Raw genomic sequence first — 13,881 nt, 5'->3', positions numbered from 1 at the left:
GTTACGGAAGGACTCGCGTGCTCACTCGACTTGGCGCCCTGGGCGCCGCCGCCCTGCTGGCCGGGCTCGCCCTGCCGGCGCCCGCCTCCGCCGCCCCCGCGGGCCGCACGGCCCCCACCGCCGAGGAGGCCCGGCTCGACCGCGCCGCCCCGCAGGAGATCCTGCGGCGCAGCGGATTCGACTCCGCCGCGCCGGAGCTGGCGCGGGCGCTGGACAAGGTGCACTCCTACGGCCAGGCGCGCCGGTTGGTCGTACGGGAGGGCAGGGCGCTGTGGCTCCGGGCCGTCGACCGGGCGCAGGGGCGCGGGCCGCGGGGCGGGGACCTGAGCCGGGACGACGACCGGCCGCTGTACTGGGCGCGGCTCGGGATGACACGGGAGCTGCGGCAGTGGGAGCCCGGCCGTTTCCGGCTCGACGACGAGCAGCGCTCGCGGCTCATAGGGGAGTTGGAGCGGACCTCACGGGGCCAGGACGCCGTCGACCATCCGGGCGGGCGCGGCAAGGGGAAGGTGAAGCGGATCCTCGTCACCGGGTTCGATCCGTTCACCCTCGACCGGGACGTGCGGATCAGCAACCCGTCGGGGGCCGCCGCGCTCGCCCTGGACGGCACGACGATCCGTACCCCCGAGGGGCTCGCGCGCATCGAGGCGGTGACGTTCCCCGTCCGCTGGCAGGACTTCGCCGACGGGGCCGTGGAGCGGGCGCTGCGCCCGCACCTGCCGCGCGTCGACCTGTTCACCACCATCAGCCAGGGCCGCGTGGGCAAGTTCGACATCGAGCGGACCAACGGCGCCTGGCGGGGCGGTTCCCCCGACAACGACAACCTCGCGCGCAAGGAGACCGTCCCGGTGCGCGATCCCGCCTCGCAGCCGCAGTGGACGTCGACGACCCTCCCGTACAAGGAGATCGTGGCCGCGAAGACGGGCCGTTTCCCCGTGTACGACAACACGTCGGTGACGGAGATCCCGGCGGGCGGCACGACGCCCGTGGTCCGGCCCGAGGGGCCCACCGAGGGGTCGACGGCGCGTGAGGGCGGCGGGGGCAATTACCTGTCGAACGAGATCGCCTATCGCGCCACGCTCCTGCGCGACCGGCTCGGGCTGCACGACCGGCTGCCCGGCGGCCATGTGCACACGCCCGTCCTGCAGTTCGGCGCGGGCAACACCGATCCGGCGACGGGTGCCGTCACCGATCCCGAGTTCGTGCGGAACCGGCTCGACATCATCGCTCAGGTGCGGGGGATCCTCGGGGCGGCCGTCGCGTCGTCCTGACCGCCGTCGGCGGCGGCTCCCGGGCCGCCGCCGGCCGGGTCGTTCTCCCCGAGCAGGTCCCGGGCCATCAGCGTCGCGCCCGCCACCGCGCCCGGCATCAGGAACACCGCGACGAACGGCACCAGGAAGGCGACGGCGAGCGGCGTGCCGAAGCCCCAGGCGAGCTGCTTGCGGCCGCGCAACAGGGCCAGGCGCTCGCGGAGTTGGACGCCGCGGCGCTGCATCGCGACCGCGGTGAGCTCCTCGACCAGGAAGAAGCCGGTCACGGCGAAGCCGATCACCGGGATCACGGTCTGGCCGACGACCGGGATGAAGCCGAGCGCGAAGAGCAGCACGCCCCACACGGCCGCGCGCACGACGATGCGCAGGCTGTCGCGGGCGGAGATCCACAGGTCGCGCCAGAGCGGCAGCCCGGACTCGGGGGCGTGGCCGCACTCGGAGATGTCGACCTGCTCGGAGAGCGACTCGTAGAAGGGCTCGCCGATGAGGAGCGTCACCGCGGTGAAGGTGACGACGGAGAGCAGCAGCGCGAGCGCGAACAGCAGGGCCGTCAGGAAGCCGCGGAAGAGCCCGAGCCAGGGCGAGGACCAGTCGTCGGCGAACGGCGTGGCCCAGCCGACGAGGTCGACGCCCCACAGGGCCAGCGAGACGAGTGCGGCCGCATACAGGACCAGCGTGATGAGGCCGGGCAGCAGCCCCCATCCGTACTGCTTGCCGTGCTGGGCGACCCAGCGCTGCCCCTTCATCAAGTAGCCGAAGCCCACACCCAGATCGCGCATGCGGCACACCTTAGCCGCAGGTGGCCGGGGGTTTGTTCGGGGTCGTGTGCCAGGACTGTCACAGCTGGGACGCAAGGCCCTCTTGTTGAAAGGGAGTTGAACCGGTAAGACCTCGCTTACCGATCTTCCGGAGGTACGTATGGGTATATCCCGGCCAAAAAGACCTGTTCTGCTCACCGCCGCCACGGCCGGTGCGCTGGCCCTCACCGCGCTCGCCCCGGGCAGCGCGACCGCGGACCCGACGCCGCGCCCGGTCACCCGCGAGGGCTCGCCGCTCGGCGCCGACCGGGCCGCCAAGACGCCGGAGCAGGCGGCCGACCGCGCCCTCGGCGACGCCCGCGCCCCGGAGCTCGGCGACGACAAGGGCCGCGGCTACCCGCGCGAGCAGCGCCTTGATCCGCCCCCGGAGAACCCGGCCGACAAGTCCATCAAGCTGGGGCTCACGCCCTACCACGGCATAGCCCCGAAGCTGAACGCGCTGCAGCGCCTCGGCGACCGCGTGAGCGTGGAGATCGCGGGCCGCTCGGCGGGCGGACACCAGCTCTATCTCGTGACCGTCACCGCCCCGGAGTCCGCGCGCGAGACGGCCCGGCAGACGCGGATGCGGGAGCGAATAGAGAACGACCCGGCGGGCGCCGCCAAGGACGGGGCGATCAAGTCGTCGTACAAGACGCCCGTGTTCATCAACAACAACATCCACGGCAACGAGTGGGAGGGCACGGACGCCGCCCTGAAGCTCATCGGGAAGCTCGCGAAGGCGAAGGACGAGAAGAGCCGGGACCTCCTCGCCCACCACCGCCTCTACTTCAACATCACCACCAACCCCGACGGCCGCATCGCGGGCACCCGCGCCAACGCCAACGGCTTCGACCTGAACCGCGACTTCATCACCGCCTCGCAGCCCGAGGCCCGCGCGGTGCGGCAGATCGCGATCGCCAAGCAGCCCGCCGTGATGATCGACCTGCACGGCTATGTGAACGGCACGCTGATCGAGCCGACCACTCCCCCGCACGGCGAGAACTACGAGTACGACCTCTTCCTGAAGAACTCCTACGCCAACGCCCTCGGCATGGAGGCCGCCGTCAACGGCCTCGGCTACACCGAGGAGAAGGACGGCGTGAAGCCCGCCGTCATCCCCTTCCGCGACCAGCAGGAGGGCTGGGACGACTGGCCGCCGATCTTCACCCCGCAGTACATGCCCTTCCACGGCGCGGTCGCCACGCACACCATCGAGTTCCCGATGCAGGTGAACAACGGCGAGTACGAGTCGCAGCCGGCCGCGGAGCTGCGGCGCCGGGCGAAGATCAACACGGACATCGCGGGCGCGGCCATGCGGGCCACCCTCGACTACACGCGGCGCCACCGCGCCTCGGTGATCGCCGACCAGATCGAGGTGTTCCGGCGGGGCGCCACGGGCGCGAAGCAGGTGCCGGTGTCGGAGAAGACCGTGCCGGGGGTGCCCGGGATCGGCCCGGAGGACGTGTACACCACCAAATTCCCGCGCGCGTACGTCATTCCGGCCGGCGGACGCGGTCAGCGCTCGGCGACGGCGGCGGCGCGGCTCGTGGACCATCTGATCGCCAACGACGTCCGCGTGGAGCGCGCCCAGCACTCCTTCCGGCTCGGCGGGCGGACGTACGCGAAGGGCTCGTACGTCGTCGACATGCACCAGCCCAAGCGGGGCCTGGCCAATGTGATGCTCGCCGACGGGCGCGACATCAGCGACAAGGTGTCGACGATGTACGACATCTCGGGCTGGAGCCTCGGGCGGCTGTGGGGCGCGAGCGTGGACACGGTCGAGCGCGGCGGCCTGACGGGCCTCCACGCACGGCCGGTGCGTGCCGCCGCCCACGTCGGACACGTGGCGCCGCGCGGGAACCTGCGGCTGCGGCTCGACGACCCGCGCGAGATCGCCGCGCTCAACTCCCTGCTCGCCCAGCAGGTCCCCGTACGCCGTGACCGCGACGGCAGCGCGATCGTGCCGTCGTCCGCGCGCCGCGCCGCGACGGCCGCCGCCAGGACGTACGACGTGTCCTTCGACGCCACGAAGGCCACGGGCACGACCGCGCTGCACCGGACGCGGGTCGCCGCGGCCGTCACCCCCGGCGAGCTGTTCGCGCTGCGGGAGATGAACTTCGACGTGGTCCCCGTCTCCACCGACGTGCTCAACGCGGGCTTCGACTGGAAGAAGGCGGACGTCCTGTTCGTGTCGGCGGGGCTGGACCGCGCCGACCTGAACTCCTCGGCGAAGGCCGGGCTCGACCGCTTCCTCTCCGGGGGCGGCGGCCTGGTCGGGCGGGGCGCGGCCGGTGCCGCGCTGAACGCCGACGCCGGGCTGCTCGCCGTCAAGGCCGTCGAGGGCAACGGCGACGCCAACGGCGTGGTGCGCGTGAACGGTTCGGGCGGGACGATCACCGGCGGCGCGCCGGACCACAGCTTCGTCTACAGCCCGGTGTGGTTCACCGGCCTCGGCTCCGGCGTGCGCGCGGAACAGACGTACGCCGCCGGGAACCCGCTGGTGTCCGGGCACTGGCGGGCCGACGGGAACGGCGCGGGCGGGCCGGAGGACGCCGCGGGAAAGGCCTCGGTCGTCAGCGGTTCCGCCCGGGGCACGGACGTCGTACTGTTCGGCACCGAGCCGCTCTTCCGCGACCACCCCAAGGGGGTGTTCCCGCAGGTCGGGCGGGCGCTGCTGAGCGTCGGCTGACCGGCCGGGGAATGTCCCGGCGGGGCGCGGCGGTTGACCGGATCACCCGATTCTTCCGCCGCGCCCCGAGGAGCAGCCTCCATGACCCGTGAGATCAGAGTGCAGGGCACCGTCGCCGACGGGTTCGAAGGGGTGCGCGAGGAGTTCACCGCCGTCCTCGCCGCCGAGGAGCCCCGCTACGCGGGCCAGCTCGCCGCGTACGTCAGGGGCCGCAAGGTCGTCGACCTGTGGGTGGGGCCGGACACCGACGGCGACACCCTGTACGGGGTCTACTCGTCCACCAAGGGCGCGGCCCACCTCGTCGTCGCCCTGCTCGTCCAGGACGGCACGCTCGACCTGGACCGCGAGGTCGCCCACTACTGGCCGGAGTTCGCCGCCGAGGGCAAGGGCGCCGTCACCCTGCGCGAGCTGCTCGCGCACCGCGCGGGCGTCGTCGGCGCCGACTCCGGATTCTCCCCCGAGGAGGCCGCCGACGACCGGGCGATCGCCGCGCGCCTGGCCGCGCAGCGCCCCTACTGGCGGCCCGGCACCACCTTCGGCTACCACGCCCTGAGCATCGGCGCGCTCACCGGCGAGGTGGTGTTCCGCGCCACCGGGCGGACCCTTCAGGAGCTGTACGAGGAGCGGGTGCGCGCCCCGCACGGCCTCGACTTCTTCCTCGGCCTGCCCGAGGAGCTGGAGGGCCGGTTCCGCTCCGTGCTGCCGATGGAGCCGACGCCCGAGCAGCGGGCGCTCCTCGCGTCGCTGCCGACCGGACCGCACACCTTGGGCTCGATCGCCTTCAACCGCAACGCGGCCGAGCCCACCGACCTGCAGTCGCTGCCCAACTCCCGCCTGATGCGCGCCAAGGGCCAGGCGTCGGCGGGCGGCGTCGCCTCCGCGCGGGGCCTGGCCGGGATGTACGCGGCGGCGGTCACCGGCATCGCGGGCGGCGAGCCGCTCCTGAAGGCGGACACCGTGGCCGCGTTCGGGCAGATCCAGTCGGCCGGGCACGACCTGGTGGCACGGACCCACAAGGTGTTCGCGGTCGGCTTCCAGGCCACGTCCGAGGCCTGGTACCCGTGCCTGGGCGCGGGCACCATCGGGCACAGCGGCGCGGGCGGTTCGCAGGCGTTCGCGGATCCGCGCAGCGGTCTCGCGTACGGGTACGCGCGGCGCCGGTTCGCGTTCCCGGGCGGTCCGGCGCCGGAGAACGAGCGGCTGGTGCGGGCGGTGCACGACGCGGCGCTCGCGGTGGGCTGAGGCGGGGTTCGGGATCCGAGTCCTTGATCCCGCATCCCGGGTTCGGGTCCCGGGAATGCCGTGAGGGCCGCACCCCTCGGGGTGCGGCCCTCACGTGCGTGCGCGGTACGTATGTCGGTACGTACGGCGCCGCGGGTCAGGCGGCCGAGACGGCGACCTTGATGTTGCCGCGCGTGGCGTTCGAGTAGGGGCACACCTGGTGGGCCTTCTCGACCAGGGACTGGGCGGTGGCCGCGTCCACGTTCGGGATGGAGGCGGTGATCTCGACCTCCAGGCCGAAGCCGCCCGCCTCGTTCTGGCCGATGCCGACCTTGGCGGTCACCGTCGAGCCGGAGATGTCGGCGTTCTCCTTGCGGGCGACCACGCCGAGGGCGCCCTGGAAGCAGGCGCTGTAGCCGGCCGCGAAGAGCTGCTCGGGGTTGGTGCCCGCGCCGCTGCCGCCCATCTCCTTCGGGGGGTTCACGACGACGTCGAGCTTGCCGTCGTCGCTGGCCACCCGGCCGTCGCGGCCGTTCTCCGCGGTGGCCACGGCGGTGTACTTGACGTCGATCTTCTGGATGGACATGACTGCCGATTCCTCCTGAGATGTGCCGCGGTGCGCACCCACAGCCGCGTCATTGTGGAATTAGGTTATCGGATACCGGAAGAGCGACGGCAAGGCCGTCTCAGCCGAGGGAGACGATCATCTTTCCGGTGTTCTCGCCGCGGAGCATGCCGAGGAACGCCTCCACGCCGTTCTCGACGCCCTCGACGACCGTCTCGCGGTACTTCAGCTCGCCGGAGCGCACCCAGGCGCCGACCTCGCGCACGAACTGGGGCTGGAGGTCGTTGTGGTCCTGGACGAGCATGCCCTGGAGGCGCAGGCGCTTGCCGATGACCATGGCGAGGTTGCGCGGGCCCGGGGTCGGCTCGGTGTCGTTGTAGCCGGCGATCATGCCGCAGATGGTGGCGCGGCCGTGCACGTTCATCCGGCTGATGGCGGCCTCCAGGTGCTCGCCGCCGACGTTGTCGAAGTAGACGTCGACGCCGCCGGGCGCGGCCTCCTTGAGCTGCTCGACGACGGGCTTCTCGTCCTTGTAGTTGAAGGCCGCGTCGAAGCCGTACTCCTCGACGAGCAGCTTGACCTTCTCGTCCGAGCCCGCCGAGCCGACGACGCGCGAGGCGCCCTTGAGCTTCGCGATCTGGCCGACCTGGCTGCCGACGGCGCCGGCCGCGCCGGAGACGAAGACGGAGTCGCCCTCCTTGAAGGAGGCCACGTCGAGCAGGCCCGCGTACGCCGTCAGACCCGTCATGCCGAGGACGCCGAGGTAGGCGGAGAGCGGCGCGGCCTCGGGGTCGACCTTGGTGGCGTACCGGGCGGGCACGGAGGCGTACTCGCGCCAGCCGCCGAAGTGCAGCACGTGGTCGCCCACCGCGAAGCCCTCGGCGTTCGACGCGACGACCACGCCGACCGCGCCGCCGTCCATGGGCTGGTCGAGCTGGAACGGCGGGATGTACGACTTCACGTCGTTCATCCGGCCCCGCATGTACGGGTCCACGGAGAAGTGCAGGTTGCGGACCAGGACGTGCCGCTCGGCCGGGGCCTCGACGGGGACCTCGCGCAGCGCGAAGTCCTCGGGGACCGGCCAGCCCTCCGGGCGCCGCACGAGGTGCCAGGCGCGGCTGACGGAAGGGAGCTGCTCGGGGGTGACGGACATGGGGGGCTTCCTCCTGGGGGCTGGCCGGACCCACCGCCGCGGAACGGCTGCGGACGGACGGGACCGCGGAAATACTTCATGTTGTGAAACAACCATGCTCTTGAATATTTCATGATGTCAAGTAACCGGGTAGCCTGGAGGCCATGGCCACCAGTGATTCCCCCGCCCGCTCCCCCCGCGTCGACCCGCTGACGCGCGAAGTCGTCGAGCTCATCGGCGCGGTCGTGGGGCGCTATCACGAGGAGTACGAGGAGGCCGCCGCCGAGCACGCGCTGACCGGCGCGCAGGCGCGCGTCCTGGGGCTGCTCTCCCTCGAACCCATGCCGATGCGCCGCGTGGCGCAGAAGCTGAAGTGCGAGCCGTCGAACATCACGGGGATCGTCGACCGCCTGGAGGCGCGCGGCCTCGTCGAGCGGCGGCCCGACCCCGCCGACCGGCGCGTGAAGCTGGCCGCGCCCACGGCAAAGGGCCTCGACGTCGCCCGCGGACTGCGGGAGTCCCTGAACTTCGCGCGCGAACCGCTGGCCGAGCTCTCGCACGAGGAGCGGCTTTCGCTGCGGGGGCTGCTGCGGAGGATGCTGGGCGAGGAGGCGTAGCGCCTGGGGGCGTAGCGCCCAGCGGCGCGACGGCGGGGAGGGCCGGGGCGACCGGGGCCGCCCCGGCTGGAGCCGCTGCCGCTGGAGCCGCCCTGTCTCGGGCCGCCCCGTCAGGCCGGGCTCAGGTGCACCACCACAGGAAGCGGTCGCACGTCTCCGTCGGGGTCGGGTCCGGCGGCGGGGTCGGGTCCGGCTCGTCGGAGCCGGGCGGGGGCGTGGGGCGGGGCGTGCCCGGGGTGCCGCCCGGGGGCGGGGCGTGCGTGTTCGACGTGGACGGGTCCGGCCGGTCGCCGTCGCCCCGTCCGTCCTCCTGGCCTCCTTGCCCGTCCTGCCCCTCGCGCCCCTCGTCCCGCTTGTCGCCGGCCTTCTTCTCGTCGTCCTTCCCGGCGTCCCGCGCCCGCTCCTCCTCCGACGCGGAGGCCGCCGCCGAGGTGGCCGCCGCGTCCGTCGCCGTCGTACCGCCGGAGGTGGCGCCGTCGGGGCCCGCGGTCCGGGTCGGGGACGCGCTCGGCTCCCCGCCGTCCGGCGCCGACGCGGCCGTCGGGTCTCCGGACGGGCCCTCCGCGCCCAGTTCGGCGAGGCTCAGGCCGCCCGCGGCGAGCGCGAGGCCCGCGGTGGCGAGCAGGATCCTGCGGCGCTTGCGGCGGTGCGCCCTGCGTCCGCGTTCCCTGCGGCGGGACCGGCCGCCGGTACGCGGGGACTCCTCGTCGTACCCGTCGTCGGACCCCGCGGGCTCCTCCCGCGCGGCGACGGACTGCGCGTACTCCCGGCAGGCGTCGGCCGGGGTTCCGCACCCCGGGCAGGCGAGGGCGCCGTTGAGGTGCCTGCGGCACGGGTGGCAGTAGTCCATGAGGCCTGGAGGCTAGGTGCACCGCCGGTAACAGTGGAAGCCGGGGCTGTGAAAGTTGTGTGCGGAATCGAAACGTCCGGCGGGGCGGGTGTCCGGGCGTGGAGCGGATGGGGTGCGGGTGGGGTGCGGGTGGGCCGGGGCGTGGCCCTGACGCGGGGTGGGCAAGAGGGGCTTTGTGAGCAAGAGGGTTGTTGTGGGCAAGAGGGGCGTTGTCAGTGGCGGGCGGCATGATCGGGGGCATGACGCAGAACCTGTCGGGCGCGCTGCGCGCCCTCGCCCATGAGCACCTTCCCTCCGACGTGGCCGAGCGGTGGCTCGGGCTGCTCCGGCCGGGCATCCGGCTCGCCGCGGCGGGCGGGGACGACGCGGTGGTGGGGCAGTTGGGCGGTGAGCCGCGCCTTCCGGACGACGTGGAGTGGCCGGAGTGGGAGGGGAACGGCCCGTTGGCGTTCGTCGCGGCGGTGGACTGCGCGGCGCTGCCCGCCGAAGGCCTCGACCTGCCGTTCCCGAAGGACGGCACGCTCGCCTTCTTCTACTTCGACGGCCAAGTGGACGACGGGGAGGCTTTGGTGGACCCCGGCGACCCCGACTCGTGGGCGGGCGCCCGGGTCCTCTACATACCCGCGGACGCGCGGACCTCCCGGCGGGAGACGCCGGAGGACCTCGACCCGTACCACCACGTGCCGCTCACCGCGCGCGCCGAACTGACGGTGGCCGCGCCGTCGCATCCGCAGATCCAGCAGGTGTTCGCGCCGGAGGGCGGGCTCTTCGAGGACTACGAACACCCGGTGAGCGACGAGGACTTCGTCGAGGCGCTGTGGAAGTACGACAACAGGGTGGGGCATCAGCTGGGCGGCACCCCGCAGTGCGTGCAGGGGCCGGTCGAGCTGGAGGTGGCCCGGGGGGCGCTGGGCCCGGAGACGTCCTGGAACGACCCGCGGCTCGCGACCGAGGTGCGGGAATGGGTGCAGCTCGCGCAGTTCGACTCGGACAGCACTGCGGGCATGATGTGGGGCGACGTGGGCTGCCTCTACTGGCTGATACGCCCCGCCGACCTGGCCGAACTCCGCTTCGACCGGGCGATGTTCACTTGGCAGTGCTGCTGAGCCGAGGAGTGGACGGGGGTACTGAGGGCTGCCGGGACGGATGCGCACGAGGACCGTCGCCGAGGCGGGGCGAGGACTGAGCGAGGACTGAGCGAGGACTGAGCGAGGGCGGAGCGAGGACTGAGCGAGGGCGGAGCGCCCGTGCCAGGGCAGGGCGCTCCGACCGGCTACGCCCTGCCCAGTCGGCCCCTCAACCGCCGTGCCCTGAGCACCAGTTCCAGCTCGAAGCGGCGGTCCGGGTCGTCTATCTCGTCGCCCCAGAGCTCCCTGATCTGCCGCAGGCGGTAGCGGACGGTCTGGGGGTGGACCCCGAGGCGGGCCGCGACCTCGGGGGCGCCGCCGCGGGTCTCCAGCCAGGCCAGCAGCGTCTCGGCGAGACGGCGCCCGTGGGCGGGACCGCAGTGGTCCAGAGGTGCCAGGCAGCGGCGGGTCAGGTCCTCGATGAGCTCCTCGGGCTGCAGGAGCACCAGCGCCTCGGTGTGTTCGGTGCAGTGCAGCACCTCGCCCGAGGGCAGCAGGCCCCGTTCCATCAGCCGCACCGCGGCCTCCGCCCAGCGCAGCGACTTCGCCGCGTCGGCGAGCGGCACGGGCGGGCCGATGGCGCCCGACCAGCCGGCCATGGCGCGGCGCAGGAGTTCGGGGCGTCCGGCCGCGTCGGGGTCGGGCACGACCATGCGGGGCTGCTCGGCCTCCATGTCGAGCAGGACACCCTGTCCCACGGCCGGCGCGACGGCCTCCCTCGCGGGCCGCAGCAGGACGCCCACGGCGACGCGTTCGGGCAGCTGCCAGCCGACGCGGGCGGCGCGCTCGCCGAGTCCGCTACCGAGGGACGAGGATGCGCCGCCGCCCGGACCCGGGCCGGGACCGGAGATCGCGGGGCCGCCGGTGCCGGAGTCGGGGCGCCGTTCCGTCAGGAGCAGCTCCATCAACTTCCGTTGCAGTCGCAGCCGTTCGCCCGCTTCGCGCGCGGCGGCTTCCGCGTATCCGCGCACGGACTGGTCGACCAGGCCGTCCAGGTACTCGAACCCCGACTCGGCCAGCTCGTACATGGCCGGTGGCGGGATCTCGATCTGCTGGCCGATCTCGGCGAGCCTGCGCCAGGCGAGGCGCACCCCGAGGCGGTAGATCGCCTGGAGTGAGTCGAGGCTGCGGCCGTGCAGCCCCTCGCCACGGCCGAACTCCTGGAAGACCTCCAGGTGATAGCGGGGCCGCCCCTCCTGTGACGCCAACTGCTGGACGAACCCCTCCAGGGCGCGGCGGATACCGATGAGCGCCATGGGCTCGCCCGAGTCGTCGAGGACGACGGGCAGCCCGGGGTACTCGGCGCGGATCTCGCGCAGGATGTCCTGCGCGAGCGCGGGCACCTCCTCCATGGCGAGCGCCGCGAACTGCCGCACCTGCGCCGGAGGAACGTCACGCCAGGCGGAGCGGGGTTCGGGTGAGGCTGGGGCGAGAGGAGCCAGAGGGGGCGGAGGAGGCGGAGGAGGCGGAGAGGGGAGAGAGATGTCGGCGTCAGCGTCGGCATCGGTGTCGGTGTCGGCGTCAGCGCCGGGGGTGCGGTCGTCGGACAAGGGGTCACCTGATGTCCGGTCGTCGGACCGGCGCCTGCCGGGCAGGCGCTTGCCGGACGAGCGTTTGCCGGACAGGCGGCCCTCGGGCTCGCAGCCCTCAGACAAGTGCCCCTCAGACAAGTTCCCCTCAGATGTGCGGTCCTCAGACACGCGATCCTCGGACAAGTGCCCCTCGGGCAGCCGGTCCCCAGGCAAGAACTCGTCTGACGGGCAGTCCTCGGACAGACGGCCCTCGGACAGGCGCCCCTGTGACACGTGCTCCTCGGACAAGCGCCCCTCTGATGCGTGGTCCTCGGGCAACCGCTCCTCGGACAACCTCTCCTCGGGCAACCGCTCCTCAGAAGACAGCCGCCCCTCAGACAACCGATCGTCCGACATCCAGGCCCCGGAGGCCTGCGTACGCGTAGCGGCCACGGTTCCTCACTGACCCCGCGCAGGCGTCTCGTAATGCACCAGCGGTGTATTGGGCTGTTCCGGCGTGGCGTTCAGGAGGGCGACGATGCCGAGCGCCGCGCCCACGGCGAGGAGCGCCCCGGCGGCGACGGTGAGTGAAGCGGCGAGCAGTCGGTGCATTGTGAGGGTCAGCCTCTCTGTCGGAGGTCGTCCCCACCCCGGTCACGCAGTCCCTGGTCACGGCGCATCGGCTCCGCCAGGTCATGGGCTCCGCCATGTCATGGCCGAACGGCTCCGCCATGAAGTCGCTGGTCGCACAGTCCTTGCCGGCCCCGCCCGGCAGGTGCCCAGTGTCGGCAATGCATTGACACCTCGTCAAGGGTGCGCCTACGGTTCCCGGCCCATACGGCTCGGTAACACTTCTCCCGCCCTCAGCCCAGGAGTGACCCCCATGCGCCGCACCGCCTCTCCGCTTTCGTTGATCCTTCTCGGTCTTGGCGCGTTTCTTCTGGTCCTGGCACCGATGCTGGCCTGGTATGTCGAGCCACGCGCGAAACGCACGCCCGTGGATGTCGACATCACGACCGTCTTCAAGGGCAAGGGAAGCTATTTCGACACCGAGAAGATCAAGACGGTCCGCGATCAGGACCTCACGGTCACCCGGCAGGTGCGCGGGGACGTGGCCGACAGCGAGGACAGCGGGAAGGCGATCTGGGACGTGTCCACCTCGGTGGACCCGGACAAGTCGCTGCCCGCGGCCGACCCGCACGACTCCCTCCAGTGGACGCTGGAGCGCTGGGTCACCGACCGCAGGACGAACGCTCCGGTGCACTGCTGCGGCGAGGAGCCGTACTTCGAGGGCGAGGCGTACCTGAAGTTCCCCTTCGACGTGGAGAAGCGGTCCTACCGCTGGTGGGACAACACGCTGGGCGCGACCGTACCGCTGACCTACCGGGGCACGAAGAAGATCCAGGGGTACGAAGGGCTCCGTTTCACCGGCTCCGTGGAGGCGACCAAGACGGGCACGCGCCAGGTGCCGGGCCGGCTGGTCGGGCAGCCGAAGAAGAGCCAGGTGATCGCGGACGAGTACTACGCCAACCACGGCGTCGAGCTGGTCGCCGACCAGCGCACCGGCCGGATCATCTACGCCGCGATCGGGCCCCGCAAGACGCTGCGCGCGCCGGGTTCGGACAAGGATGCGACGGTGCTGCTCGACAGTGAGCGGATCGCGTTCACGCCGGCCACGCAGAAGGCCCAGGTGGAGCTCGCCAAGGACGACAGCGACCGGCTGGAGCTGGTCGGCGAGACGCTGCCGGTCGGTACGGCGGCGCTCGGCGGGGTACTCGCGGTGGCCGGAATCGTGCTCGTCGTCCGAGGGCGTCGTGACGACGGGGCGAACGGGCCGGGAAGGCGTGATGAATCGGCGGAGCCGGGAAGTCCGAATCCTGATACGTCACCGACGGCCCTGCACCCCACCACGATGTGATGAGACGTCAGCTCCGGAAAGCGCGGAAATTGTCACTTCGGTGAGTAGCCGCGCCGTTCCGGGCGGCGAAAACTATCCACCCCACCCGAGCACAGTCCTCGCACGGCCCCCGCACAGGCCGAGCACAGCACGTCCCCATGCCAGCCCCCACAGTTCCGCACCCTGAGACGAGTTGGAGCACGT

General features: G+C 72.5%; 12 protein-coding genes. 6 read left to right on the top strand and 6 right to left on the bottom strand.

Annotated elements, in window-relative coordinates:
- Window positions 1–17: 17 nt before the first annotated feature.
- Window positions 18–1,271, top strand: coding sequence for a pyroglutamyl peptidase (locus tag AB0L89_RS02560; protein ID WP_365133009.1), 1,254 nt, complete (start codon window positions 18–20; stop codon window positions 1,269–1,271).
- Here AB0L89_RS02560 and AB0L89_RS02555 read toward each other — a convergent pair.
- A complete protein-coding gene (locus AB0L89_RS02555; protein WP_365133006.1) occupies window positions 1,229–2,050 on the bottom strand; it encodes an EI24 domain-containing protein in 822 nt (273 codons plus the stop codon). The two genes, AB0L89_RS02560 and AB0L89_RS02555, sit on opposite strands and share 43 nt — an antisense overlap.
- A 139-nt stretch (window positions 2,051–2,189) precedes the next feature.
- On the opposite strand from AB0L89_RS02555, the gene AB0L89_RS02550 reads away from it, so the two are divergent.
- A complete protein-coding gene (locus AB0L89_RS02550; protein ID WP_365133003.1) occupies window positions 2,190–4,757 on the top strand; it encodes a M14 family zinc carboxypeptidase in 2,568 nt (855 codons plus the stop codon).
- 81 nt (window positions 4,758–4,838) lie between these two features.
- Window positions 4,839–5,999, top strand: a complete 1,161-nt coding sequence (locus AB0L89_RS02545; RefSeq protein ID WP_365133000.1) for a serine hydrolase domain-containing protein — start codon at window positions 4,839–4,841, stop codon at window positions 5,997–5,999.
- Between the two features lie 136 nt (window positions 6,000–6,135).
- Here AB0L89_RS02545 and AB0L89_RS02540 read toward each other — a convergent pair whose 3' ends face one another.
- Both AB0L89_RS02540 and AB0L89_RS02535 read right to left on the bottom strand, forming a co-directional pair.
- The gene (locus AB0L89_RS02540; protein WP_055698089.1) at window positions 6,136–6,564 is read right to left on the bottom strand and encodes an organic hydroperoxide resistance protein; all 429 of its coding nucleotides are present in this window, start codon (window positions 6,562–6,564) and stop codon (window positions 6,136–6,138) included.
- Window positions 6,565–6,664: 100 nt separating this feature from the next.
- Window positions 6,665–7,696, bottom strand: coding sequence for an NADP-dependent oxidoreductase (locus AB0L89_RS02535; RefSeq protein WP_365132997.1), 1,032 nt, complete (start codon window positions 7,694–7,696; stop codon window positions 6,665–6,667).
- 143 nt (window positions 7,697–7,839) lie between these two features.
- Between AB0L89_RS02535 and AB0L89_RS02530 the strand changes: the two genes are divergently transcribed.
- Window positions 7,840–8,292 carry a MarR family transcriptional regulator gene (locus AB0L89_RS02530; protein ID WP_365132995.1) on the top strand — a complete coding sequence of 151 codons (453 nt, stop codon included), beginning with the start codon at window positions 7,840–7,842 and terminating at the stop codon, window positions 8,290–8,292.
- Between the two features lie 121 nt (window positions 8,293–8,413).
- On the opposite strand, the gene AB0L89_RS02525 is transcribed toward AB0L89_RS02530, so the two are convergent.
- Window positions 8,414–9,142: a hypothetical protein gene (locus AB0L89_RS02525; protein WP_365132992.1), complete on the bottom strand. Its 729-nt coding sequence runs from the start codon at window positions 9,140–9,142 to the stop codon at window positions 8,414–8,416.
- Between the two features lie 239 nt (window positions 9,143–9,381).
- Here AB0L89_RS02525 and AB0L89_RS02520 point away from each other — a divergent pair, with 239 nt between their 5' ends.
- Entirely contained in the window at window positions 9,382–10,248 is an 867-nt protein-coding gene (locus AB0L89_RS02520; protein WP_365132989.1) for a YwqG family protein, read from the top strand.
- Window positions 10,249–10,415: 167 nt separating this feature from the next.
- On the opposite strand, the gene AB0L89_RS02515 is transcribed toward AB0L89_RS02520, so the two are convergent.
- The gene (locus tag AB0L89_RS02515; RefSeq protein WP_365133953.1) at window positions 10,416–11,711 is read right to left on the bottom strand and encodes a helix-turn-helix domain-containing protein; all 1,296 of its coding nucleotides are present in this window, start codon (window positions 11,709–11,711) and stop codon (window positions 10,416–10,418) included.
- 528 nt (window positions 11,712–12,239) lie between these two features.
- On the bottom strand, window positions 12,240–12,392 hold the full coding sequence (locus tag AB0L89_RS02510) for a hypothetical protein (protein WP_167357893.1): 153 nt from the start codon (window positions 12,390–12,392) through the stop codon (window positions 12,240–12,242).
- 271 nt (window positions 12,393–12,663) lie between these two features.
- Between AB0L89_RS02510 and AB0L89_RS02505 the strand changes: the two genes are divergently transcribed.
- A complete protein-coding gene (locus tag AB0L89_RS02505; protein ID WP_365132986.1) occupies window positions 12,664–13,698 on the top strand; it encodes a DUF3068 domain-containing protein in 1,035 nt (344 codons plus the stop codon).
- Window positions 13,699–13,881 lie beyond the last annotated feature (183 nt).

Source organism: Streptomyces sp. NPDC052114 (assembly GCF_040680155.1).
Lineage (GTDB): Bacteria > Actinomycetota > Actinomycetes > Streptomycetales > Streptomycetaceae > Streptomyces.
This window is presented reverse-complemented; position numbering and strand designations above follow the sequence as displayed.